The 22296-nt window shown below is 40.0% G+C and carries 21 protein-coding genes; 5 read left to right on the plus strand and 16 right to left on the minus strand.

What is annotated here, in order from left to right:
- Nucleotides 1–227: 227 nt before the first annotated feature.
- From G6W41_RS08350 to G6W41_RS08400, 11 genes are all read right to left on the minus strand, one after another.
- A complete protein-coding gene (locus G6W41_RS08350; RefSeq protein ID WP_002939234.1) occupies nucleotides 228–1088 on the minus strand; it encodes a formate/nitrite transporter family protein in 861 nt (286 codons plus the stop codon).
- A 183-nt stretch (nucleotides 1089–1271) separates the two neighbouring features.
- Nucleotides 1272–1718, minus strand: coding sequence for a hydrogenase 3 maturation endopeptidase HyCI (locus G6W41_RS08355; protein WP_002939334.1), 447 nt, complete (start codon nucleotides 1716–1718; stop codon nucleotides 1272–1274).
- A complete protein-coding gene (locus G6W41_RS08360) occupies nucleotides 1718–2062 on the minus strand; it encodes a formate hydrogenlyase maturation HycH family protein (protein ID WP_002939326.1) in 345 nt (114 codons plus the stop codon). The genes G6W41_RS08355 and G6W41_RS08360 overlap by 1 nt, the downstream gene beginning before the upstream one ends.
- Complete coding sequence (locus G6W41_RS08365; protein ID WP_194171213.1) at nucleotides 2059–2883, minus strand: NADH-quinone oxidoreductase subunit B family protein; 825 nt, start codon at nucleotides 2881–2883, stop codon at nucleotides 2059–2061. Before G6W41_RS08365 ends, G6W41_RS08360 begins: the two co-directional genes overlap by 4 nt.
- Nucleotides 2880–3419 (minus strand): formate hydrogenlyase complex iron-sulfur subunit, encoded by a 540-nt coding sequence (locus G6W41_RS08370; RefSeq protein ID WP_002939210.1) that lies wholly within the window; start codon nucleotides 3417–3419, stop codon nucleotides 2880–2882. The genes G6W41_RS08365 and G6W41_RS08370 overlap by 4 nt, the downstream gene beginning before the upstream one ends.
- Nucleotides 3416–5152 carry an NADH-quinone oxidoreductase subunit C gene (locus tag G6W41_RS08375; protein ID WP_194171214.1) on the minus strand — a complete coding sequence of 579 codons (1737 nt, stop codon included), beginning with the start codon at nucleotides 5150–5152 and terminating at the stop codon, nucleotides 3416–3418. The genes G6W41_RS08370 and G6W41_RS08375 overlap by 4 nt, the downstream gene beginning before the upstream one ends.
- The gene (locus G6W41_RS08380) at nucleotides 5149–6630 is read right to left on the minus strand and encodes a hydrogenase 4 subunit F (RefSeq protein WP_021089381.1); all 1482 of its coding nucleotides are present in this window, start codon (nucleotides 6628–6630) and stop codon (nucleotides 5149–5151) included. Before G6W41_RS08380 ends, G6W41_RS08375 begins: the two co-directional genes overlap by 4 nt.
- A 2-nt stretch (nucleotides 6631–6632) precedes the next feature.
- Nucleotides 6633–7277 (minus strand): hydrogenase 4 membrane subunit, encoded by a 645-nt coding sequence (gene hyfE, locus G6W41_RS08385; protein ID WP_012001181.1) that lies wholly within the window; start codon nucleotides 7275–7277, stop codon nucleotides 6633–6635.
- A gap of 1 nt (nucleotide 7278) precedes the next feature.
- The gene (locus tag G6W41_RS08390) at nucleotides 7279–8199 is read right to left on the minus strand and encodes a respiratory chain complex I subunit 1 family protein (RefSeq protein WP_002939300.1); all 921 of its coding nucleotides are present in this window, start codon (nucleotides 8197–8199) and stop codon (nucleotides 7279–7281) included.
- A gap of 9 nt (nucleotides 8200–8208) precedes the next feature.
- Nucleotides 8209–10176, minus strand: a complete 1968-nt coding sequence (locus G6W41_RS08395) for a proton-conducting transporter membrane subunit (protein ID WP_087581729.1) — start codon at nucleotides 10174–10176, stop codon at nucleotides 8209–8211.
- Between the two features lies 1 nt (nucleotide 10177).
- The gene (locus tag G6W41_RS08400) at nucleotides 10178–10747 is read right to left on the minus strand and encodes a 4Fe-4S dicluster domain-containing protein (protein WP_009294859.1); all 570 of its coding nucleotides are present in this window, start codon (nucleotides 10745–10747) and stop codon (nucleotides 10178–10180) included.
- A 418-nt stretch (nucleotides 10748–11165) separates the two neighbouring features.
- Between G6W41_RS08400 and G6W41_RS08405 the strand changes: the two genes are divergently transcribed.
- Both G6W41_RS08405 and G6W41_RS08410 read left to right on the plus strand, forming a co-directional pair.
- Nucleotides 11166–12251, plus strand: a complete 1086-nt coding sequence (locus G6W41_RS08405; protein ID WP_194171215.1) for an MBL fold metallo-hydrolase — start codon at nucleotides 11166–11168, stop codon at nucleotides 12249–12251.
- A gap of 44 nt (nucleotides 12252–12295) precedes the next feature.
- Complete coding sequence (locus G6W41_RS08410) at nucleotides 12296–12583, plus strand: hypothetical protein (protein ID WP_021085374.1); 288 nt, start codon at nucleotides 12296–12298, stop codon at nucleotides 12581–12583.
- Between the two features lie 648 nt (nucleotides 12584–13231).
- Here G6W41_RS08410 and crcB read toward each other — a convergent pair.
- The 4 genes from crcB to topA form a co-directional block, all read right to left on the minus strand.
- Nucleotides 13232–13585, minus strand: coding sequence for a fluoride efflux transporter CrcB (gene crcB, locus G6W41_RS08415; protein ID WP_194171216.1), 354 nt, complete (start codon nucleotides 13583–13585; stop codon nucleotides 13232–13234).
- Nucleotides 13585–14424, minus strand: coding sequence for a biotin synthase (locus G6W41_RS08420; protein WP_194171217.1), 840 nt, complete (start codon nucleotides 14422–14424; stop codon nucleotides 13585–13587). The genes crcB and G6W41_RS08420 overlap by 1 nt, the downstream gene beginning before the upstream one ends.
- Nucleotides 14425–14814: 390 nt before the next feature.
- Nucleotides 14815–15534: a leucine-rich repeat domain-containing protein gene (locus tag G6W41_RS08425; protein ID WP_194171218.1), complete on the minus strand. Its 720-nt coding sequence runs from the start codon at nucleotides 15532–15534 to the stop codon at nucleotides 14815–14817.
- Between the two features lie 60 nt (nucleotides 15535–15594).
- A complete protein-coding gene (topA, locus tag G6W41_RS08430) occupies nucleotides 15595–17712 on the minus strand; it encodes a type I DNA topoisomerase (RefSeq protein WP_194171219.1) in 2118 nt (705 codons plus the stop codon).
- A gap of 123 nt (nucleotides 17713–17835) precedes the next feature.
- Between topA and G6W41_RS08435 the strand changes: the two genes are divergently transcribed.
- The 3 genes from G6W41_RS08435 (at nucleotide 17836) to G6W41_RS08445 (ending at nucleotide 20071) form a co-directional block, all read left to right on the plus strand.
- Nucleotides 17836–18081, plus strand: coding sequence for an AbrB/MazE/SpoVT family DNA-binding domain-containing protein (locus G6W41_RS08435; RefSeq protein WP_021087541.1), 246 nt, complete (start codon nucleotides 17836–17838; stop codon nucleotides 18079–18081).
- Nucleotides 18069–18392 (plus strand): type II toxin-antitoxin system PemK/MazF family toxin, encoded by a 324-nt coding sequence (locus tag G6W41_RS08440; RefSeq protein WP_346010880.1) that lies wholly within the window; start codon nucleotides 18069–18071, stop codon nucleotides 18390–18392. Before G6W41_RS08435 ends, G6W41_RS08440 begins: the two co-directional genes overlap by 13 nt.
- A gap of 98 nt (nucleotides 18393–18490) precedes the next feature.
- Nucleotides 18491–20071: a flagellin B gene (locus G6W41_RS08445; protein WP_194171220.1), complete on the plus strand. Its 1581-nt coding sequence runs from the start codon at nucleotides 18491–18493 to the stop codon at nucleotides 20069–20071.
- A gap of 236 nt (nucleotides 20072–20307) precedes the next feature.
- On the opposite strand, the gene G6W41_RS08450 is transcribed toward G6W41_RS08445, so the two are convergent.
- On the minus strand, nucleotides 20308–22296 hold the full coding sequence (locus G6W41_RS08450) for a motility associated factor glycosyltransferase family protein (RefSeq protein WP_194171221.1): 1989 nt from the start codon (nucleotides 22294–22296) through the stop codon (nucleotides 20308–20310).

Consider the following 22296-nt stretch of genomic DNA (forward strand, 5'->3'; position numbering starts at 1 on the left):
TTATATTAAATTTTAGCTTTATTATTGCTCTAAATTTATTAACTAAGATATTTTAAACTCCAAAATGTCACAAATTTTCAAAAACAAGAGAGTTAAAACGATAAATTTTAAATTAGTGTGACATTTTTTAGATAAAAAATAAGAGATTTTTTTGAAACTTTTTGGGTAAAAAAGAGAAATTTAAAATTTAGCCTTTGCCATAAAAGCAAAGACTAAAAGGGAGTTTATTAAGCTTTTTTCTTCATATCAAATTTATTAGCCATGAAGCCAACAAGACCAACAAAGAAAAGACCACCGCAGATGTTACCAAGTGTAACTGGAAGCAAGTTTTTGCTTAAGAAATTTGTCCAGTTGATGACATCTAGTTTATCAGCTGTAGTGTGAAGTAAAGCTGCTGCAGCGTTGATATCGCCACCACTTGCTGCTATATAGTGGGCTTTAGAGATGATAGCTTCAGTGATGATGAACATATTTGCAACGCAGTGCTCCATTGAGCAAGCAACGAATGCGCCGATCATCCACATAATGGCAAAGAATTTACCAGATAGGTTGCTCTCGCTTGTCGCAGTCCAGATAGACATACAAACAAAGACGTTACAAAAGATACCACGAAGAAATAGCTCATGAAATGGTGCTGTGATCTTGCCAATAGCTGCTGGCACGAAGTGTTGCAAGATGTAGCCGTCATACTTTAGTGGCAAACCAGAGTAGTAGTACATATAAGCGATCAATGCGCCACCAACGAAGTTAAATATCCAAACGATTACCCAGTAGCCTATGGTTTTGCCAAATGGTAATTTGCCATCATATGCACTAACACCACTTAAAATAGAGCTAGTAAATAGGTGACCACCATAAAATACAACCATCATGAGACCGCAGCTAAATGTGATACCACCGATGAAATTTGAAAGACCGATAGACTGTTTTTCAGCCATACCAACTGTTGAGTGAGCCCAGAAAATATCACCCATTGCAATAGCAGCTCCAGCCATGATAGCAAGGAAGATAATGCTTACAAGTGGCGTATGAGCTTTATGCTCCATAGAACTTGACACCGCTTGAGCGGTTTCTGCCGGATTTAACATCACGTCTCCTTTTTATTTAACCTTCTTTGATCTATAAGAAATAAAAGCAAAGAAGTAGTGCCAAAGATAGACATTTGGCGTTAAAATTTAATGTTTAAAGCTTGTTTTTACACTAAATTTCAAATCCAAAACGATCAAATTTATCTTTAGCAAACCCCAGATTTAATTTAGCACTTGCTAAATTTAACCAACTAAATTTTTATCAATCTCTACAATTCTTAAAAAGGCTTTTCTCGCACTTTTTTTAGCCTGCTCGCTTAGGCCCTCTTCAAAGTCAAGGACATTTTCAAGCAAAACACTAATGCCAAGAAAAAGCGTCTTTGGGCAAATTTTTCGCAAATAGCTTAAAAGCACTGGCGTTGGGAGGTTGTGGGTTGAGTAGATGTAGTCTCTATCGTCACTTAGGTCAAAAAACTCTATCTTATCCTCATCAAAGCCGCTCATCGCATCGACTACTATCAAAATGTCAGGCGCAAAATCTCTAATAGCTGAAAATTCATTCTCAGGCACATCTTGCCCAAAAAAAACCTTCCACTCTTTTAGCTCCTGCTCTACGATACGGCCGACTTCATTGCCCACATCATCATCGCCACGCATAGGATTACCGATGCAAAGGATGGCCTTTTTCATCAAAAGTCCTTCCTAAGCACGATATAACCCTCTTTTAAATTTGCCAAAATTTCTTTAAGCTTACATTCGCAAAGCTGTGGCAAGAGTCTAGCGATATGCTCAGCAAAAATTTCAACTTCAAAATACTTGCTTAAATTTCCGATCTTAAATTTCACATATTCGCCTGAGTTTTTGATCATCTCGTCAAATTCCTCGTCGCTTAGCTCTAAGATCTTCTCGCTAAAATCAATCGTACCAACGCCGTGTCCCACGCAAGTGGAGAAAATTTTTATCTCCTTTAGCTCGCGTGGAAGCTTCTCGTTGTCGTCCATATGCCTTTTTGTAAGCTTATAAACTTGAATCATCTTTTACTCCAAACCTCGCTATCAACATCAATCGCAAAATTTTTACCAGCTTTTGCGTATTTTAGATAGACGTCATTATGCAAAAGTGCCATACACTCAGCATATCTAGGATCATCTTCTTTTTTGATAGCTGCTATAACCGCTTCACGTGCAAGCTCTGGGTTGTGGATATCTCTTGAGGCTTTGATAGCGTCCATATATTTTTCAAATAGTGTTCTACCAAAGATATAGCTCATTAGCCTTTTACTTTCAGCTTGCAAGTCGCGTTCAAACAAGATATCGCCCATTACTGACTTCTCAACTGGTGGAGGCGTAGTGCTGTCATTTTCATAGCTTTTTTTGTGCAATTTTTGATCGATGATACCAAGAGCCATACCAAGACCATAGATAACGCTTGCTGGGTGTGGAGGGCAGCCTGGGATATAGACATCAACTGGGATTATCTTATCTATACCACCCCAAACGCTGTAAGCGTCGTGGAAAATTCCACCAGTACTTCCACAAGCGCCAAAAGCAACTACGATCTTAGGATCTGGAGCTGCCTCGTAAGCACGAAGAAGTGGGTAGTACATCTGTCTTGTGACTGGTCCTGAGCAAAGCAAGATATCAGCGTGTCTTGGGTTTGCTACAAGCTTAAAGCCAAAGCGCTCTGGATCCCACATCGGAGTGATAGCAGCGAAAATTTCGATCTCACAACCGTTGCAGCTTCCGCAGTCGATCCTATAAACGCTAAAGCTTCTTTTGATATTTTTTAAATGCTCTAGCTTTGCAGTTAGATCATTTGCTGTTTTTATGTCCTCTGGGACTTGATATAGACTCATTTTATAGCCTCCTCAACGCCTTTTGTTAGCCTCTCAGCAGATTGATTTTTCTTGCACTCTGGGCAGATAAAAAGGTACTCTTTTGCCTCTTCAAGTCTGCCTGGGAGTAAATTTGCTGTGCCAAGCTTTTCAAGGGTGAAATTTATAAGCCTTTTTGGCGTAAATGGCTTGCCGCAGCATTTGCAAGTTTGCATCTCAAGCTCGCCTCTTTGGATAAGAGCGCTCTTGTCAAATTTAACTGCAAGCTCAAAGCTATCGCTAAGTCTTACAGCTCCAGTTGGGCAAACCTCATCGCAGCGACCGCAGAATATGCAGCGACCGCAGTCAAACTGCCAAACAAGTCTTGTTTGCTCATCGTTCATCTTAAGCTCTATTGCGTTACTAGGACAAGCGATACCGCAAGCTGCACAACCTATACAAAGATCGTATGTATAGTCTGGCTGACCGCGGAAATTCTCAGGCACGATATATGGCTCAAATGGATAGGCGTATGTCGCCTTTCCATATTTTTCTGTGATGTCAAATAACTTCATCATCTTAAATCCTTCTTACTAACCCCGCCATCTTGACAGAATTTTTTAAGGTCTTTTTCTGTTAAAATTTTACTTTTTTTAGTCCTTACATCAACCAAAGTAACACGCTCGGTGCATGAGTAGCAAGGGTCAAGTGAGCAAACTATAAGCGCAGCGTCACTTATGTTGTTTCCTCTAAATTGATACCTTAGGCTTGGCCAGTTGTTATATGTCGCAGCCCTACATCTCCAGCGATATACTTTTTGAGCGCTACCTTGCATAACCCAGTGAACGTTCTCGCCACGTGGTGCTTCATCGTGACCAAGTGCGAAATTCTCTGGCTTGATCATAGTCACAGGATCGATCATGATCGGAGTTTGAGGCATCATCTCAAAGCATTGGCGGATGATGTGGATAGAGCTTTTTAGCTCTTTATATCTAACCATCTCACGAGCAAAAACGTCGCAACCATGCTCAACTGCTACTTCAAATTCTATCTGTTTGAAGAAGTCGTATGGGTGATCGTAGCGGTTATCACGTTTGAAGCCAGAGCCTCTCATATTTGGACCAACTGGGCTAAAGTCACGTGCTATTTGACGATCCAATATACCTACACCTTTCCAGCGTCCGATTTGGCGTTTATCTTCCAAAACTGCATCCCAAATTTCTGAAATTTGAATGTCAAGTTTGTTGATGATCTCTAAGCCTTTTTTGATCTCATGGTTTGTCATATCACGTCTTAAGCCGCCCATAACGACGTTGCCGTATGTTTTACGTCCGCCAGTTACAAGTTGAGCTAGCTCCATAGAGTACTCACGAACCCTAAAGATATGCATGAAAGCGTTGTAGTTACCAGTGACCTCACAAGCTAGACCGATATTTAAAAGGTGGCTGTGAAGACGCTCAATCTCAAGACAGATGACGCGTATAGCTTGAGCTCTTAGTGGGATTTCAAGCTTTATAGCTTTTTCTGCAGCCTCGATACACGCAATAGCGTGAGCATAACCACAAATTCCGCAAACGCGCTCTGCAAGATAGCCCATTTGATCATAGTTCATTCTGTTTTCAGCTAGCTTTTCCATACCGCGGTGTTGATAGAACAAGCGATAATCAGCGTCGATGATCTCGTCGCCGTCACAGAAAAGTCTAAAGTGGCCAGGCTCGTCTGATGTAACGTGTAGTGGTCCAAGTGGCACATCAACTACCGCATCACCTGTTGGAAACAAAAACTCCGCATCAGGCTCATCTCTGTGATCTACTGGATCAGGGCGGTAGCGGTAGTCCATAGCATCTTTTCTAAGTGGGTGAAGTCCGTCTGGCCAGTCATCACTTAAAACTAGACGTCTTTTATCAGGTAGTCCCTCAGCTACTAGACCAAACATATCGTAAGCTTCTCTCTCATACCAAACACAAGCTGGTACGAGCGGAGTAACTGATGGAAATGTCGGATCGCTTCCTGGGATAAGGGTTTTAACTGTGATAAAGCACTTATCCTCAGCTGCAAAATCATCCGCCTCAGTCATCTTACTACCTTCCATTGAGATAGCATAGTAAAGGGCATAGCAGCCATTTATCTGACGCTCGTCGTTTGGTATCATAGTGCTTATAAAGCCACCGATATCATAATAAAGTGTCTTAATAGCTAGTGGAAGATCGTTTCTATCAACTAAAACTGTGATCTGATCGTCTGCTTGACGAGTTACTTCTAAAATTTTTACCTTTGTTTTTAGGATTTCAACAAATTTATCGCCTCTCATTTTAAAGCTCCCATCATTATATTAACACCGTTATTTACTAGCGTATAAAAGCTATCTACGTGCCATACGCCAAAGATTATGATAAGGGCACAGAGTGCTATAAGAGGTAAATTTTCAAATAAACTCATCTCTTTATTATGAACAACCACACCTTTTGGCTCGCCAAAGCTTGCCATGTTAAAGTGCGCAAAGTCAGCTATGAAAATAACTGCAAGTGCAATAGCAAATAGCGCAACTGCAATGTATTGACCACTTGTGATAGCTCCAACGAAGACGTTATATTCGCTAACAAATATAGCAAATGCTGGAACACCAACCAGTGAGCATACAGCTGCACCAAACATAATAGTTGTAATAGGTGCGATCTTAACCATGCCGCCCATCTTACTCATATCTTTGTGACCGTAAATTCTTGCTATGTTACCTGTTGAGCAGAAAGCCAAAGCTTTTGTGAAGCTGTGAGCTAAGCAGTGGAATATCGCTGCAAATAGACCAAATTTACCGCCAACACCAAGTGCAAATGCGATAACACCCATGTGAACGATTGAGTGGTATGCAAACATTCTTTTTACGTTGTGTTGTCTTATTAGGAAAAATCCTGCTACAAAAAGTGTGATAGTTCCTGATACGATCATCACGCCTTCAACAAAGCTAAATCCAACTGCTTGAGCTGTGATAGCGTAGTATCTTAAAAGTGCAAGCATCGCACATTTTAAAAGTACGCCTGATAGCAATGCTGAGATAGGTGCTGGACCTTCAGCGTGAACGTCTGGCAACCAAGTGTGAGTTGGAGCAAGACCAGCTTTTGTACCAAAACCAATTAGTGCAAATACAAAGATAAGTTTTGCTGCATCTGGGTTTAAATTTTTAGCGTTAGCCATTATGCTTGAAAACTGCATAGAAGCCTCTCCGTCTCCTAGTGTGCTATATGTAGCTGAGTATAGAAGAACGGTTGCATAAAGAGCAAATGCTAGACCGATTGAGCAAAGAACGATGTATTTATAACCACTCTCTGTTGATTTTTGATCTTTGTGAATAGCAACCAAAAATACAGAAGCTAGTGTAGTAGCCTCGATAGCTGCCCACATAAACGCAACGTTGTTGCAGATAACGCTTAAAGTCATTGTAAAGATAAATACATGGCTTAGTGCGTAGTATTTTTTAAGATCGCTTAAGTGAATGTGTCCATCCTCAAGTTCCCATCTCATGTAATGGATAGAGTAGAAATTTACTATAAATCCAGTTACGGCGATAAGCACCAAGAAAACACAGCCTAAGCTATCTAAGAATAAAAATTTATCAAAACTATAAAAAGTTCCGCCACTTAAAACTTTAAGAACATTGTTAAGTAAAGCCACTGATGTCGCAGCAGAAAACAAGACATGAAGTCCGCTAAGTACTGCATAGTTTTTAGGACTTAAAAACAAGATCAAAGCACCAAGGAGCGGTATGATAAGTATTAAAGCTAAACTATCCATCTCTAACCCCTTAAATTTGAAGCTTTAGAAGTATCTAAGCTATCATAAGCTTTATAAAATCTAATCGCTAGAACGCTCATGATAATAACAGCAAATATCGCATCTGTTAAAATTCCAAGCTCAACTAGCTCATGTGAGTTGTAAGCCATTAGAGCGAGGCTTAGGTGGATACCGTTTTCAAACAAGCAGTAAGCTAGAATTTGTTTTATAAATGAGTTTCTTAGCATAAAGCCAAAAATTCCCATCATAAAGACTGTTCCAGCAGCGATCAACATGATCTCTTCTTTGATAAGAGAGAATTTTAAAAATATAGGGTGGATACTCATTGAAAGAGCTAGAGAAAATCCCATAGCAATAACAGGACTTACAAAAAATCCACCAACTGGCTCATCTTCGCTAACTACGCCAAGTTTTTTGATAAGCCAGAACAAAATTCCTGGCACGAAAAGAACTTTGGTAAAAAACGCAACGATCGCCCAAGTTTTTAGCTGCTCAGCGTTAAATTTCTCAGATAGCAAGAAAAATATACTAACTAAAAGTAGTGTCTCTATCGCATAAGCGATGATTGAGAGTTTCAAGCTTCTAAGACCAAAAACCGCAAGCGAAGTTACGATCATGCAAATGGCTAATATATCTAGTGTTTGCATCTCACGCTCCTACTACATAAAGTGTTAGTGCAACAAACGAAATAGCAAGTGCACCAAGAGCATTTTTGCGTAAAGATGAAGTCATTTTAAAGCGTGGTCCAAAGTTGTCTATAAATACAGCTGCGACGTAAAATACTCCAGTTTTTATCACAAAAACGATAATAGCTAAGAAAGGATTGCTAAAATTCCATGGCTCAAATATGCTTAGGAAAAGTCCGATCATAGCAAACTGTTTTAATATAAGTGATGCTTGAACTAAGCCAAGGTCGCTACCAGCATACTCACCAAGAACACCCTCTTGAAGCTCTTGTTCTGCTTCAGCTAAGTCAAATGGCTTTCTACCAGTCTCAACATACATACACCACAAAAATGCGATAGAAGCAACGGCAAAACTTGGAATTTGATATCCGATAACGCCAGTTCTTACCATCTCTTGGATCTCAACTAAATTTGATGTTTTAGCTGCAAGCATAACTACGATTAAGCACATAATCATAACTGGCTCAACATAAACACCAAGCATTTGCTCCCTGCCGCCACCTGTTGCTGCAAATGGGTTGCCGCTATCCATTGAAGCTGCACCAAATACAAATCTAAGTAGCGCACCAAGATAAAGGATAACAAATATATCTGAGTAAGCTCCAAATACAGTGTCTTTGCTATAAGTGATAGGTATAGCAGCTAGCACTGCAGCTGAAGTTGCAAAAAGGAAAAATGGAGCCCATCTAAATACCCAGTGTGAGCACTCAGGGACGGTTCTTCCTCTTCTAAAAAGCTTTATAATGTCGCGATATGTTTGAAAGAAATCGCTACCTTGTTTTGATTGAAGTTTAGCTCTAAGTTTTCTTGCCATACCATCAAACAAAGGAGCTACCAAAACGATAACGACTACTTGAAATATCATTAAAAGTATAGTTTGCATTTTCGTCTCCTAAACTAAAAAGTAGCTCACAGCAAGTATGACACAAAGATATAGCAAGATATAAAGTGTATATACATTTGTATAACCACTTTGAACGATACCTAGCTTATCAGCAAATTTCACACACCATTTAATGACTGGCTCATAAAACATTCCCCACCAAATATCTTTTGGATGGTTGTGATACTCAACCGCGTCAAAATAATTTCTAGTAACTACTTTTTTATCAGCTCTAAATAGCCATTGCATAATTTTTCTAAGGTCGCCAGTGAATGGACCACCTGTCATTTGCATACGTGAGCTATATTTAAAGCCACAAGCCCAAGGATCAGTTTCGCGTGGTTTATCTCTGTTTGCTTTCATAACAGCAAGGATGATAAATGGCAAAATCATAGTTGCACATAGGACTAAAGCGATAAGTGGAGTTGAGATCATGCTGCCCATAGGTGAAGTTACGTTTATAGCACCAAGGCTAGCTTTATAGTCGCTTATAGCGATAGAATTTACAGCTTGCATGATGTAATCAACTATGTAGTTTGCGCCAAGACCAAAGCCAACGCAGCCTATCATTAGGATGATCATGCCAAGAACCATGCCTATCGGACTCTCTTTAGCATTTTCCCAAATTTTTTGATCTCTTGGAGTACCTGCAAAGATAACAGCGTAAAGTTTAAGGTGCATACCAACCAAAACGCCTGTTAGCGCAAGAGCTACGACGCCAAGTGTAAATGCATATCTAACTAATGTTCCTTCTCCCATCGCGCCTTGAAGCATACCTTGATATGTAAACCACTCTGAAACAAAGCCGTTTACTGGAGGCAAAGCTGCGATACCCATGATACCTATAAACATACCAAGGCTTGTCCATGGCATTTTTTTAGCAAGACCACCAAGGATGTCCATATTTTGTGTATGAGTAGCGTGGATAACTGAACCAGCGCAAAGGAAAAGCAGACCTTTAAATATAGCGTGGTTAACTACGTGGTAGCAACCTGCTAGAAAACCTACTGCTGCAAGTGTTAAATTTCCAGCTGCAACGCCGTAGATACCTGTTCCAAGACCTAGCAAGATGATGCCTATGTTCTCAACTGAGTGGTAAGCAAGCAAAGCCTTAAAGTCGTGTTGGCAAAGAGCGTATAAAACACCAAATAGTGAGCTAGCTGCACCAAGAGCGAGTATTGTAAGACCAAAGTATGTGCTAAGTGGTAGGTAAAGTGTAAATTTAACTAGTGTAAATAGAGCAACTTTAATCATAACGCCTGACATAAGGGCTGAAACGTTTGATGGTGCTGCTGGGTGAGCTTGTGGAAGCCAAACGTGGAATGGCCACATACCAGCTTTACTACCAAAGCCAACCAAGAATAGTATAAATACCGCAGCAGAAGCGCCAAATGGCATCTTAACACCCATAAATGCACCAAAGTCAAAGCTTCCTGCATAGTAAGCTGTGATAAGCAATCCACAGGTTATACAAAATGCACCGATTTGTGCGATACCAAGATATACCATAACCGCTTTAAGTGTATTTTTACCGTCATTGACGATGATAAGAAATGATGACACAAGAGTCATAAGCTCCCATAAAACAACAAAGCAAAATACATTATCAGCGCTGATTACTAGAAGCATTGAAAGGATGAAAGTGTTAAACAAACATGCAAACACACCAACATTTGCTTTTTTTATGTACTCTTCTGCATAGCTCATACCATAAACACTACTTGCAAATCCGATGAAAACAACGACAAAGCTGAAGAAATTTCCAAGTGGATTTAGCGCAAATTTTGGCGAATACAAAAAGCCATCCATAAGAGCAAAGCTATCACTTACTCCCATATTTGCAACGAAGTGACACATCGCATAAAAGCAACTTATAGCACTTAGTCCAAAACCAACTTTCACAGCGGCTTTTGGAGCGCAGTAGAGCAAGATACTAACGACGGCACTTACAAGAAATAGCATATAAACCGTAGTCATCTTATGCTCCTTGTCCGTTTAAAATTTTAGTAGCAAATTTATTCGCTGCATCGTAGTCTATCCTCTTGCCAAGCTTATGTTTGCCCTCTTCTGGATCAACCATTATAAGAGCGCTTGTTGGGCATACATCAACGCAAGCTGGTCCATTTTCACGGCCAAAGCACATATCACATTTTACTGCGATGTTTTTTGCGCCTGATTGAGACTCTACTTCAAGATAGTATTTTGGCTCGACAGCGTAATTTACTGAAGGCATAAGCTCTGCACTTGAGCTTATCGCACCATAAGGGCAAGCGATCGTGCACATCTTGCAACCTATACAAATTTCCTCGTGAAGCTCGATGCAATTATCGTTAAATCGCAACGCTCCAGTTGGGCATACATTTGCGCAAGGGCCATCGTCGCATTGTCTGCACTGAGTCGGCATAACACCACTAGCTTCTCTTAAGACGCTTAGCCTTGCACGTGATAGTTTGCCGCGTTCATAAGCACTTTTAAAACATGCAGCCATACAGGTCGCACATCCTATGCAGCGTTTAGAATCGGCAATCACAAATTTATGTTTTTTCATAAATTCCTCCTAAAAAACAAGGCAAGACCGCCCTGCTCACTAATAGAGTGATTGTTAATCACATGAATAGAGATAGTTAAATTTTTATTTAACATCTCAAACGCTCCTTCCTGAAATTTTTGAAACAATTCTATAACTTCTGGCGATTAAATTCCGTCAGCTATCTGACAAATTTTGTATTTTTGAAATTAAATTTTTATTTTATATTAGTTTAAGATATGCTATTAAACGGCGTTATTATCGTATGATTAATCAAAAAAGATTAATATTTCATAACGGATAATTAGTAAAAAGAGTAAAATTATCTTAATTAAGTTTAAATTTAAAAATTAGTTTTTTAAGCTTGGGTTAATCAAATGAAACTGAAATTTAAAAATCTAAAATATAATCCAACCTTTAAATTTAAAAAGGATTATTGATGGAAATTTTTATAGTCATAGTTTTATTTATCGCTTCAGTTTTTGCTTTTATGAAATTTGCCCCTGTTTTTGGCGGCAGACCAGATGCCAAGAGCCAAAAGCTGATAGAAGCATCGCCAAATTTTAACGGCAAAGTTTTTGTAAATTTAGAGCCGACAATTGATATGGTAAAGAAAAGTCCGCAAGCATCTATGTTAAATTTCGCCATCCAAGCGCTCTTTCCACCAAAAGGCAAGCTACCAACTAAGCCTTTGCCAAATTTAAAATTTGACGCAAGCTCCATCAAAAATGGCGAGTTTATCTGGCTTGGGCACGTTAGCCTAATCTGCAAGCTTGATGATAAAATCATCATCACAGACCCTGTTTTGCACCGAGCATTCCCTCTGCCACTTGGCGGCAAGCCCTTTGCCTACGAGCACGCCATCACCGCTAGCGACTACCCAGAGGTGATCGACATCGCCCTCATCTCGCACGACCACTACGACCATCTTGACTATAAAACGATCCTTGAGCTAAAGGATAGGATAGCCAAATTTCTAGTGCCACTTGGCGTCAAAGCTCACCTCGTAAAATGGGGCGTAAACGCAGATAAAATTTACGAGTTTGACTGGTTTAACGAGCAGAGAATAGGAAATTTAAACTTCACTTTTTGTCCTTCAAGGCACTTTAGCGGGCGCACATTTAAAAGAAACACCACGCTTTGGGGCGGCTGGGTGGTTAAAGAGGACGGCTTTAGCTTTTATTTTAGCGGAGACGGCGGATATGGCAAGCATTTTAAGATGATAAATGAGAAATTTGGCGGTTTTGATCTAGTTTTTATAGAAAATGGCGCTTACAGCGACGGCTGGCCCTACGTGCATATGAAGCCAGAGGAGTCGGCGCAAGCGCTAAAAGATATTGGTGCAAGGCTTGGCGTGCCGGTGCACTGGGGCAAGTTTGATCTTTCTTATCACGCTTGGGACGAGCCGATCAAGCGCTTTGAAAAGGCTGCTACAAAACTTGAGCTAAACTACGCAACGCCAATGATCACAGAGGTTTTTAGCGTGCAAAATCCACCTAGAAAAAAGTGGTGGGGTGAAATTTAGGAATAAAATTTGCTCTAAATTTTAAAATCCAAAAGGAAGTGCAGATGAAAATTTCTGAAAATTTATCAAATTTAAAAAATGCCATCGACAAGGCTGCAAAAAATGATCTTGACTCGAGTGCTACTGGAAGCTTTTTGCAAAATTTAGAAAAAGCGAACAAAGAGACAGAAAAGATCTACGAGAAGCTTGAAAAAGAGCTAAAGAGCGACGCACAGATGTTTAAGCAGTTTGACTTCATGCAGATGATGACAAAGCTTCAATACGGCAACCTAAAATCAAGCGAGCGAGAAGAGCTGATAAACAAAATGAGCAAGATCGCTAAAGAAATTTAGCTGTTTAGTGTGGCTTTACGGCGAGCTAAATTTGGCTGTTTTGCGTAAATTTATGTGGTTTTTTGCTGAGTAAATTTGCTAGAAAATACAAATTTACTCGCTTAGTGGCTGTTAATATCCTCACATTTGCCACATCTTTTGCCAAATACCTGTTGCACACTGGGCGAGATAGCACATCGATATATCACATGCGCAAAATTCCAGCAAATTTTAAAATTAGAGCTGGTATATCATGGCTCTAAATTTAGTGGCGAGTGACTACGAGACCTAAATTTAGTAGTCTGCTAAGGCGAGTGAGTAAAGTTTTAAAATTTGCAGAATAGTTTTTTAAAAATTTAAAGTTTTGTTTCTTTGTTAAGGGGGAAGAGGCTTGAATTACGAAGTCGCTCCCTTCCCCCTTAACAATCCCCTAACCACGACAACGTTAGAAGTGGCATGCGGTAGTGCTAAAGCACTGCATGCGGTTTGTCATCAGATAAATTTGTAGCTAATTTTAAAATTTCATGAGCGAGTAATTTCGGCTCTAAAATTTGAGCTAAGCTGCAAGCGAAGCCAAATTTTAGTAGTCAACTCTTGCGAGTGAATGAAAGTTTTAAAATTTGCAAAATGGCATAAATAAAGCTATTTTTATTAAACACCTTAAAAACATCACAAATTTTTACCAAGCAAAATGCCAAAATAACTTGCAAGCAGGCAAAGGCTAAGGTTTAAAAATATATTTAAAAAGCCTTTTACGAGTTCGCCTTCTAGTAAAAATTTAACGCTATCGAGGCTAAAGCTTGAAAACGTGGTAAAGCCGCCAAGTATGCCAACGACTAAGAAAACCCTCACACTTTGGCTTAAATTTAAGCAAAATAAAATGCCGATAATGAAGCTGCCAAGCACATTTACGCCAAGTGTGGTTAGCGGAAAGTGGCTAAATTTTAGTAGCTCGCCGGCTAAAAACCTGCATCCAGCTCCGATAAAGCCTCCAAGCCCTGCACAAAGTAAATTTACTAGCATTAGTGGCAGATACTTGCGAAGCTAAAACCGCGCTTTGTAAGCTCCTCGATGTCCTTGCTTGCCTTCTCGCCCTTTGCGGTGAGGTAGTCGCCTATCACGATCGCATCGGCGCCATTTTCAAAGATCTCGTACTGCCTCTCGCCCAATATCTTCTCTCTGCCGCCAGCTATCATGACCCTAGTTTCTGGTAGCGCGCTTTTGGTTTCGCGCACGATTTTTAGGGCTTCATCCGCGCTAAGAGGTGGCTGATAAAGCCTTAGAGCGTCGCTTTTTATGAAAAAATTTATAGGCGACGAAAACGGCTCAAGCTCTTTTAGACTCGCTCTAAAGCTCACCCTGTCAGCCTCGCTCTCGCCAACGCCGTAAATGCCGCCAGTGCAGAGCATGAGCCCAGCCCTTTTTGCGTCTAAATTTGTCTGATATCTCTCGTCCCAAGAGTGGGTTGTGCAGATTTTAGGGAAATATTCGCGGCTAGTTTCTAGGTTGTGGTTGTAGCTAAAAACGCCAGCATTTTTGAGCTCACAAAGCTGCTCGTAAGTCGCCATGCCGTTACATGCGATGAGCATTAAATTTGGCACTTCTTTGCTCACAGCTCTTGCTAAAGAAGCGATATAGTCGGTCTTTTTGTCATTTAGCCTAGCGCCACTTGTGACTAAACAAAAGCCAAGAGCGTGGTTTTTATATGCCATTTTGGCCTCGTCCACCACCTGCTGCACGCTTTTTTCTTTAAATTTTGTAATATCAGCGCCAGCTTTGGCACTTTGCGTGCAATAAGCGCAGTCCTCAGCACAGTTTCCCTGCGTGACAGAGCATATCGCACAAAGCATAATTGTTTTCATTTTTTATCCTTTTTTGGGGAGCATTATATCTTTGGTAGGTTTAAAATTTAAGTAGAGTGGCTTGAATTTATGAGAAAACGGATAAATTTTAAAATTAGAGCGAGCATATCACGGCTCTAAATTTAGTGCTAAACGAAGTGCAGCCTAAATTTAGTAGTCTGCTAAGGCGAACGAGTAAGATTTTAAAATTTGTAAATCTGCTTTATTAAAACAGGTAAGTGTCAAGTAAATTTTAAAATTTCATGAACGAGTAATTTCGGCTCTGATTTTAGTGGCAAGCTTTGCGAGACCTAAAATCAGTAGTCAATTCTTAGGGGTGAATGGAATTTTAAAATTTGCCTAAAACTATCAAATTTACTGCAAGTCTGGCAAAAACTTAAATTTACAGCATTACTTTTTCTTATAAATTTCCGCTCTCTCTTTTAAAAGACCTGTTTTTAAATTTGGCAAAGCGCTAAGTTCGTCAAAAAGTCCAAAAAGTGCGTGCTGTGGTGGCAGGCTTAGGTGAGTGAGGAATTTTAGAGATAAAATAGGCGAGTAGTCCTTGCTTTTTAGCCTAGCCACCAAGATCACAAGGCTCGTAAGTCCTGGCATCTGGCGTAAAAACTCTAGGCTTTTGATGTGGATAAATTTAGGTGAAAGTCCGTCGCCGCTGATCTCAAGGCTCTTTAAATTTTGCAAATTTGAAAACGCAGAGTAGTCGCTTATCTTTTGAAAATTCTCCACCGCAAGGCTTTCAAGCCCAGTAAGTGTCGCGATCGGCGCGATGCTTTTTACGCTAGCTCCTGAGCCTACAAAAAGGCTCTTTAGGTTAGAAAGATTTGCCAGCGCGTCAAGGCTCTCATACGAGCCCCATTTGATGTGAAGGCTCTTTAAATTTCTTTGGCAGCACACCGCGTCAAAGAGCTCTTGAGGCATTTTGGTGCAAAAGTCAAGCTCATTAAAGGCGTCCTGCTCGCTTCTTAAAAAGTCGCACCACTCATCAAGCACGGCTCTTTTTTGCTTGGCGGTTTTATACTGCGGCGTGAAGCTATCCCCTAGCTGCGTGCAGTTTATCACAAGGCTCTTTTGCCCTTTATACTGGCTAACTTCTACTATAGTTTCAGGCATTTAAGGTCCAAATTTATAAGCCAAATTTAGGCTCAAGGGCTAAAATTTGGCTAGAAGTTTTTAGTTTTCAGAGATAAGTGTCTTTTTCTTACACTTTGTGCACTCTATAAATGTGCCTTTTTTAAGCTCTTTTTTGATCATATCGCCGCCGCATTCATCGCATTTTTGCGCGACTGGCTCGTAGTTTGAGATGAAGTCGCATTTTGGATAGTTGGCACATCCATAAAATTTACCGCGTCTGCTAAATCTCTCGACGATCTCGCCGCCACATTTTGGACATGGCACGTCAAGCTTTTTAAGCTCGCGTTTTGGCTTAGCTGCCGCAGTAGTAGCGCCTGCATCTGCACTCTTTTCATTATCTTTTGTGGCGTTTCTTGAGTATTTGCATTTTGGGAAATTTGAACAAGCGATAAACTCACCGTACCTACCCTTTCTAAGTACTAGTTCGCTTCCACACTCTGGGCACTTCTCGCCGATCGGAGTGGCTGTTTTTAGGCTTTTTATGCCAGTTTTGCCAGCACTTATTTTTTCCATAAATGGATAGTAAAAGTCACTTAGCACCTTTTGCCAGTCAGCCTTGTCAAGCGCGATCTCATCGAGCTTTTCTTCAAGATGTGAGGTAAATTCACTATCGACGATGTTGCTAAAGTGCTCCTCCAAAACGCCTATCATGCTAAATGCGATCTCGTTTGGTATGAGCTGTTTTTTCTCGATCCTTACATAGTCTCTTGATGTTAGCAGCGAGATGGTCGGTGCGTAGGTGCTTGGGCGGCCGATGCCTAGGCTTTCTAGCTTTTTAACAAGGCCAGCTTCAGAGTACCTAGCTGGCGGCTCGGTGAAGTTTTGCGTGCTTTTTATGCTTTGCAAACTCATCTCGTCGCCCTTTTTTAAATTTGGCAAAATTTTATCCTTATCAAGCTCGCCATAAACCTTGTAAAAGCCGTCAAATAGTACCTTTCTGCCACTTATCTTAAACTCGCCTTTTTCGCTTGCGACATAGACATTTTGCGTTTGGCTCACACATGCGCTCATTTGGCAGGCTAAAAATCTATTGTAGATGAGCGTGTAGAGTTTGAGCGCATCTTTTTCTAAAAATTTAGCCGCGATTTGCGGTGTGAAGTTTAAATTTGTAGGACGGATCGCTTCGTGGGCTTCTTGCGCGCCTTTTGAGCTTGTTGTGTAGCTTATCGCTTTGGCTGGCAAGTACTCTTTGCCGTAGTTTTGCAGGATGTGCTCTCTAGCTGCCGCTACGGCCTCTTTGGCTAAATTTAAGCTATCTGTTCTCATATATGTGATCGCACCCATGAAGCCCTCGTTTGTTTGCACACCCTCATAGAGGCTTTGCGCGATCATCATGGTCTTTTTAGGGCTAAAGCCAAGGCGGTTGCTCGCACTTTGTTGAAGTGTTGAGGTCATAAATGGCGGGCTTGGCTGGATCTTTCTATCCTTGCTCTCGATCTCACGGACGCTAAATTTCTCATTTTGTAAATTTTCAATGATGTATTTTGCGCGGTCTGGGTTTTGGATGGTTAGCTTTTCGATCTTTTGGTTTTCAAATTTAACTAGCTCGGCGTCTAGGTCTTTTTTAAAAACGGTGTCAATGGTGTAGTATTCAACCGGCTTAAATGCCTGAATTTCACGCTCGCGATCGACTATTATCTTTAGCGCTGCACTTTGCACACGTCCAGCGCTTAAGCCTTTTTGTATCTTTAAATTTAAAAGCGGGCTTAGCTTGTAGCCAACGATGCGGTCAAGCAAGCGCCTTGTTTGCTGGGCATTGACGCTGTTCATATCGACGTGTCTTGGGCTTTTTAGAGCGTTTTGTATGGCGCTTTTTGTGATCTCGTGAAAGACGATGCGAGGCAGGCTTGTTGGCTCTTTGCCGATGGCATTTGCAATATGAAATGCGATCGCCTCACCCTCTCTATCCTCATCGGTCGCGAGGTAAATTTCATCTGCACCCTTGGCAAGCTCTTTTATCTCTTTTACGATGGCGGAGTGGTCGCTACTGATGCGATACTCTGGGGTAAATTTATCATCCTCTATCTTGATGCCAAAGCTCGTTTTTGGCAAGTCTCTGATGTGGCCTTTTGAGGCGATGACGTTGTAGCTTTTGTCTAAGAAATTTTTGATAGTTTTTGCTTTTGCGGGAGATTCCACGATGATTAAGCTTTTCATTTATATATAGCCTTTAAATTTTTTGGCGTAATTGTAGCAGAAATAAAATCGATTGAAACCATAAAATCTCTTTAAGTGCTTTTAAATGTAATTACAATATGATTACACAAAAGGAGCAACTGCATGATAACAAATTTAATCCAAATAGGAAATTCTCAAGGCATAAGGCTTCCAAAGGCTGTTATAGAGCAGTTTGGATTTAAAAAAATTTCTCTTGAAATTTTAAAAGACGGCATATTTTTAAGACCAGTAAAACAAAACGACATAGACGAGTGGGATACTTTAGAGCTTAGAAAACTAGCACAAAGTGAAAAGATAGATAGTGAGTTTGAAGCCATTGATATAGGCGATAAAGAGTGGCAGTGGTGATGAGCAGATATGAAATTTGGTTTATCAACCTTGATCCTACGATTGGAGCTGAAATACAAAAAACTAGACCTTGCGTCATTATTTCGCCACCTCAGCTTGTCTATCTACAAACTAGGCTAATTGCACCTATTACAAGCAAAGGTTTTGATGCGCCATATAGAGTAAATTTTGAGTTGCTTGGCAAAGAGGCAAAAATACTTTGTGATCAGATAAGATGTGTAAGTGTTGATAGATTTATCTCAAAAGTTGGCGAGCTAGAGGGCGAACGGGTCGAAGAGTTAAAAGAAATTTTACATCAAATGTTTTTATGATATAAATTTTTTACTTCATCTATAAACTTTTTTCAAAATCAAGCGATATAGTTTTTGTGCGGCACGAAGTCGTAACTTAAAACATAAAAGGATTTACAATGAGTTTTCGTATTAACACAAACGTAAACGCACTTAACACACACGCTAACGCAGTTAGCAACAACACTGACCTATCTAAGTCACTTAACAAACTTAGCTCAGGTCTTCGTATCCAAACAGCTGCAGATGACGCTTCAGGTCTATCTATCGCAGATAGCTTAAGAAGCCAAGCTTCAGCTCTAGGTCAAGCTATTGCAAACGGTAATGATGCTATTGGTATCATTCAAGTTGCCGACAAAGCTATGGACGAGCAGTTAAAAGTTCTTGACACTATCAAAGCTAAAGCTACTCAGTCAGCTCAAGACGGCCAAACAACTCAATCACGCCAAGCATTGCAAGCTGATATCGTTCGTCTAATGGAGGAGCTTGACAATATCGGTAACACTACTTCATTTAACGGTCAGCAACTACTAAACGGAACATTCTCTAACAAAGAATTCCAAATAGGTGCTTATTCAAACCAAACTGTTAAAGCAAGTATTGGTGCGACTACATCTGATAAGATCGGTCTTACACGTTTTGAGAGCTCAAAACTACTTACTCAAACAGCAGCAGGTGCGATCAGCCTTACATTTGTAAACGTAGATGGTGTAAACAACGTAAAAGTTCAAGCTGCTACTCTCTCAACTGGCCTTGGTAAAGGCGTAGGCGCTCTAGCAGAGAACATCAACAAAGTTGCAAACGAAACTGGCGTTCGTGCTACTTATGATGTTACATGGAAGGGCAGTAAAGCTATCGCTGCTGGTGAGATGAAAGATCTTGAAATAAATGGCGTAATTATAGGTGACATCAGCGTTAAAGCAAATGACGAAAATGGCGCACTTATAAACGCTATCAATGCCGTTAAAGACCAAACTGGCGTAACAGCTTCACTTGACAAAGGCAAGCTAGTGCTTACATCAGTAGATGGCCGCGCTATACAAGCTAAATCAACAGCAAATACAGCAAAGGTTGCAAACAATATGTCTGCTATCTTTGGTTATGCTGGTAAAGGCGATGACCTTGTAAAAATGGGCGCAGCACTATCTACTATGTTTATCGGAAGACTAAACCTAGTTAAACTAGATGGTCGTGATATCAAAGTTAGCACTGGTGGCGCTGGTAATACACTAGGCGGTCTATCAGTAGCCTTTAGTATGTCATCTAAGGCAAATAGTAACGGTGGTGCTCAAGCATCTGTTTCTTTGCGTGAGATCAAAGGTCAGATAGATAAAACTCTAGCTGCTGCTATGGGCTTTACTAGAATGAACAATAGTGGTGCTATGACATCTAACCAAAGTGCTGGTGTTATGACATTAACTGGTGCGATGGCTGTTATGAGTATCGCTGAGTCAGCTCAAAAAACACTTGACCAAATTCGTTCAGACCTTGGTTCAGTTCAAAACCAACTTCAAGCTACAGTTAATAACATAACTGTAACTCAAGTTAACGTAAAATCAGCAGAGTCTCAAATCAGAGACGTAGATTTTGCTAGCGAGTCTGCTAACTTCTCAAAACATAACATCCTAGCTCAATCAGGTGCTTATGCTATGAGTCAAGCAAACAGCGTACAGCAAAACGTAATGAAGCTACTACAATAACGTAGCTAGTTAAATTAAGTTTTGAATAAGGCTTTGTTGCAGTAGCAAAGCCTTAATGTGTTAATGCTTTTACAATACGCAAACCCCCAAGCCTCAAAGCCTAGCTTTGGGGCTTTTTAAATTTACAAGCAATAAAATCAATATGTAAAATAGTGTTTTAAATAAAAGCCTCCAAAGATAGAAAACTTTAAAGGCTTTTTATTTGAGTTTTGAAGTAGACGATTTTAAAGCCCAGCTTATATCAAGCCAAGCTTTTTAACTTCTTTAAGTAAATTTTTACTAGCTTTTTTTGTAGTTTTTATCTCAGCATCTAAGCCACCAGCTAGAGAAAATAGCCAATATTTATGCATCTCTACCCACTCTGCTAGTTTATTTACCTTTTGTATAGTCGTATCACTAGGCTCAACTGAAATTTTAGCTAGCTCAAGCTCTTGGTAATATACGGAGATAGACAAGATGTATTCGATATATCTTCTATACTTTTGCCTTCCTGCAAATTCCTTAGCTTTATCTATCTTTTTTGTTATAGATAATAACTTCTTAAAATGCTTCTCGCTAAGCTCGCCTTTATCTCTTATCTCTATCATTTTGTCTATATCTGGAGTGACTTCTAAAAAGACCTCTTCAAGCTTTTGCTTTACCTCTTCTTCAAATTTGATCTTAGTTTGTATAAATTTATAGGCTTGCAAAAGCTCTTTTTTTATGGTTTTTTCATTAGGAAAACTAATGTGAGGTAAATTTTTTAGCTCTTTACCACGAGTGAGCTCCTCCATAACTTGAATAAAAGGCTTTTCTATGGTGCCTTTTATCATAGCGCCGCCTTCTGTGCAGTTGTAGTTTTTTATGCCTTTTTTGTTTGTTGACTCGATGTCTGATTCGTATTGGTTTTTAAATTTATCCCAAACATAAGTCGTCCTAACCTCACCTACTCCGCCGTAAGCTGTAGTGTATAAATTTTCATCTGCCTGGGCAAACGCATGTCCTGTTGCATGGCTTTTGCCATCTGGTGCAAAGGCTAGGTCTTGACCTATCAAGACTATATTTTTATGATCTAGCACATAAGCTAGTTGATAGGCCTGATTTGCCGTGCTAAGTCCTATGCCAAGATAGCCATGCTTGTTTAAACCCATAGAGCATTCGGCTTGTGGGCGAAGCGTAAGCACTAAGCGTCTTGGCAAAATATTTTTTACACTTTGAGGGTGTGTTAGCGATGCTACGATAAAGTATGCGTCTTTATCTAAATTTCCATTTCTCTTTTTAAAAAAGCTCGATGTTTCTATAACTCTTTCTATAGACGTAACATAGTCTGGCTTGATGCCGTGCTTTGCAAGTATCGGCAAAGAGGCATCTAGGCTAATAACAGTAACATAAGGGGCAAATTTCTTAAGCGTATCAAGCTGTTTATCTAGGCTTGGTCCAGTAGCTACTATCACAGCCGTATCCATAAGGCCTTTTCGTTTTTTTATGAGGTCTTGATAGACATAGCCCTTTATCAGCTGAGGCAGGTTTTCGGTGTTGTTTCTAACACCTTGAAGTAGGTCATCTACGCTATTTCCATGTGATGCTACGACTTGTGAAATGGCTCTTACAAAATATTGATTAATTCTATTATAGTCATCTGCAAATTTATCATAAAAAGGCGTGTGAACATGAAAGTTATAGGTTTTTGCATATACTGAATAAACCTGACCTATCATAAGCTGATAAATTTGCGAATAGGTTGTAAGCTCTGAATAGAAAATAATAAGTCTTTCGCTAAGCAACTCTTTTGATAGATCAACTAAATTTAATGTGATGTAAAGTATCTCAAGGTCTGGTTCGACGACAATAATATGCTGGTGAGTTTGGTTATAAAGCAAAGCTTTGTAAAACACTCCGTTGCCAAGTCCATAGAAAAACATCACTGGATAGCGCTTACACTGAGAGCCAAGCCCTTCAAGCATATTTTGTATATCGGAAGCTGGCTTTTCATAAACATAAGATAGAGTTTTTTTGTCTATTATATTTATATCGATCGGATCTTTGCCGATAAATACTTCATAGTTTTTTTGCTCCCCCAAAGAAAAAAGCCTAGTAGCCAAAATCTCATCTTGAGAAAATAGCGCATTTAGGTTATTTCTAAAAACAGCATTTTCTATTTTATTGACAGTTTGGGCGTATTCTTTTGCCCTCTCTTCACTTTTTTCTTGTGGCGCAACGACACCATCATGAAATTTAATAGCCAT

The organism is Campylobacter concisus, assembly GCF_015230035.1.
GTDB lineage: Bacteria > Campylobacterota > Campylobacteria > Campylobacterales > Campylobacteraceae > Campylobacter_A > Campylobacter_A concisus_BK.

Coding starts and splice junctions, on each gene's coding strand:
- G6W41_RS08355 (WP_002939334.1), bottom strand. CDS start 1,718: ATGAAAAAGGCCATCCTTTGCATCGGTAATCCTATGCGTGGCGATGAT.
- G6W41_RS08445 (WP_194171220.1), top strand. CDS start 18,491: ATGAGTTTTCGTATTAACACAAACGTAAACGCACTTAACACACACGCT.
- G6W41_RS08405 (WP_194171215.1), top strand. CDS start 11,166: ATGGAAATTTTTATAGTCATAGTTTTATTTATCGCTTCAGTTTTTGCT.
- G6W41_RS08375 (WP_194171214.1), bottom strand. CDS start 5,152: ATGAGAGGCGATAAATTTGTTGAAATCCTAAAAACAAAGGTAAAAATT.
- G6W41_RS08350 (WP_002939234.1), bottom strand. CDS start 1,088: ATGTTAAATCCGGCAGAAACCGCTCAAGCGGTGTCAAGTTCTATGGAG.
- G6W41_RS08410 (WP_021085374.1), top strand. CDS start 12,296: ATGAAAATTTCTGAAAATTTATCAAATTTAAAAAATGCCATCGACAAG.
- hyfE (WP_012001181.1), bottom strand. CDS start 7,277: ATGCAAACACTAGATATATTAGCCATTTGCATGATCGTAACTTCGCTT.
- G6W41_RS08435 (WP_021087541.1), top strand. CDS start 17,836: ATGATAACAAATTTAATCCAAATAGGAAATTCTCAAGGCATAAGGCTT.
- G6W41_RS08395 (WP_087581729.1), bottom strand. CDS start 10,176: ATGACTACGGTTTATATGCTATTTCTTGTAAGTGCCGTCGTTAGTATC.
- G6W41_RS08380 (WP_021089381.1), bottom strand. CDS start 6,630: ATGGATAGTTTAGCTTTAATACTTATCATACCGCTCCTTGGTGCTTTG.
- G6W41_RS08420 (WP_194171217.1), bottom strand. CDS start 14,424: ATGAAAACAATTATGCTTTGTGCGATATGCTCTGTCACGCAGGGAAAC.
- G6W41_RS08400 (WP_009294859.1), bottom strand. CDS start 10,747: ATGAAAAAACATAAATTTGTGATTGCCGATTCTAAACGCTGCATAGGA.
- G6W41_RS08425 (WP_194171218.1), bottom strand. CDS start 15,534: ATGCCTGAAACTATAGTAGAAGTTAGCCAGTATAAAGGGCAAAAGAGC.
- G6W41_RS08390 (WP_002939300.1), bottom strand. CDS start 8,199: ATGCAAACTATACTTTTAATGATATTTCAAGTAGTCGTTATCGTTTTG.
- G6W41_RS08370 (WP_002939210.1), bottom strand. CDS start 3,419: ATGATGAAGTTATTTGACATCACAGAAAAATATGGAAAGGCGACATAC.
- G6W41_RS08450 (WP_194171221.1), bottom strand. CDS start 22,296: ATGGCTATTAAATTTCATGATGGTGTCGTTGCGCCACAAGAAAAAAGT.
- G6W41_RS08360 (WP_002939326.1), bottom strand. CDS start 2,062: ATGATTCAAGTTTATAAGCTTACAAAAAGGCATATGGACGACAACGAG.
- topA (WP_194171219.1), bottom strand. CDS start 17,712: ATGAAAAGCTTAATCATCGTGGAATCTCCCGCAAAAGCAAAAACTATC.
- G6W41_RS08365 (WP_194171213.1), bottom strand. CDS start 2,883: ATGAGTCTATATCAAGTCCCAGAGGACATAAAAACAGCAAATGATCTA.
- crcB (WP_194171216.1), bottom strand. CDS start 13,585: ATGCTAGTAAATTTACTTTGTGCAGGGCTTGGAGGCTTTATCGGAGCT.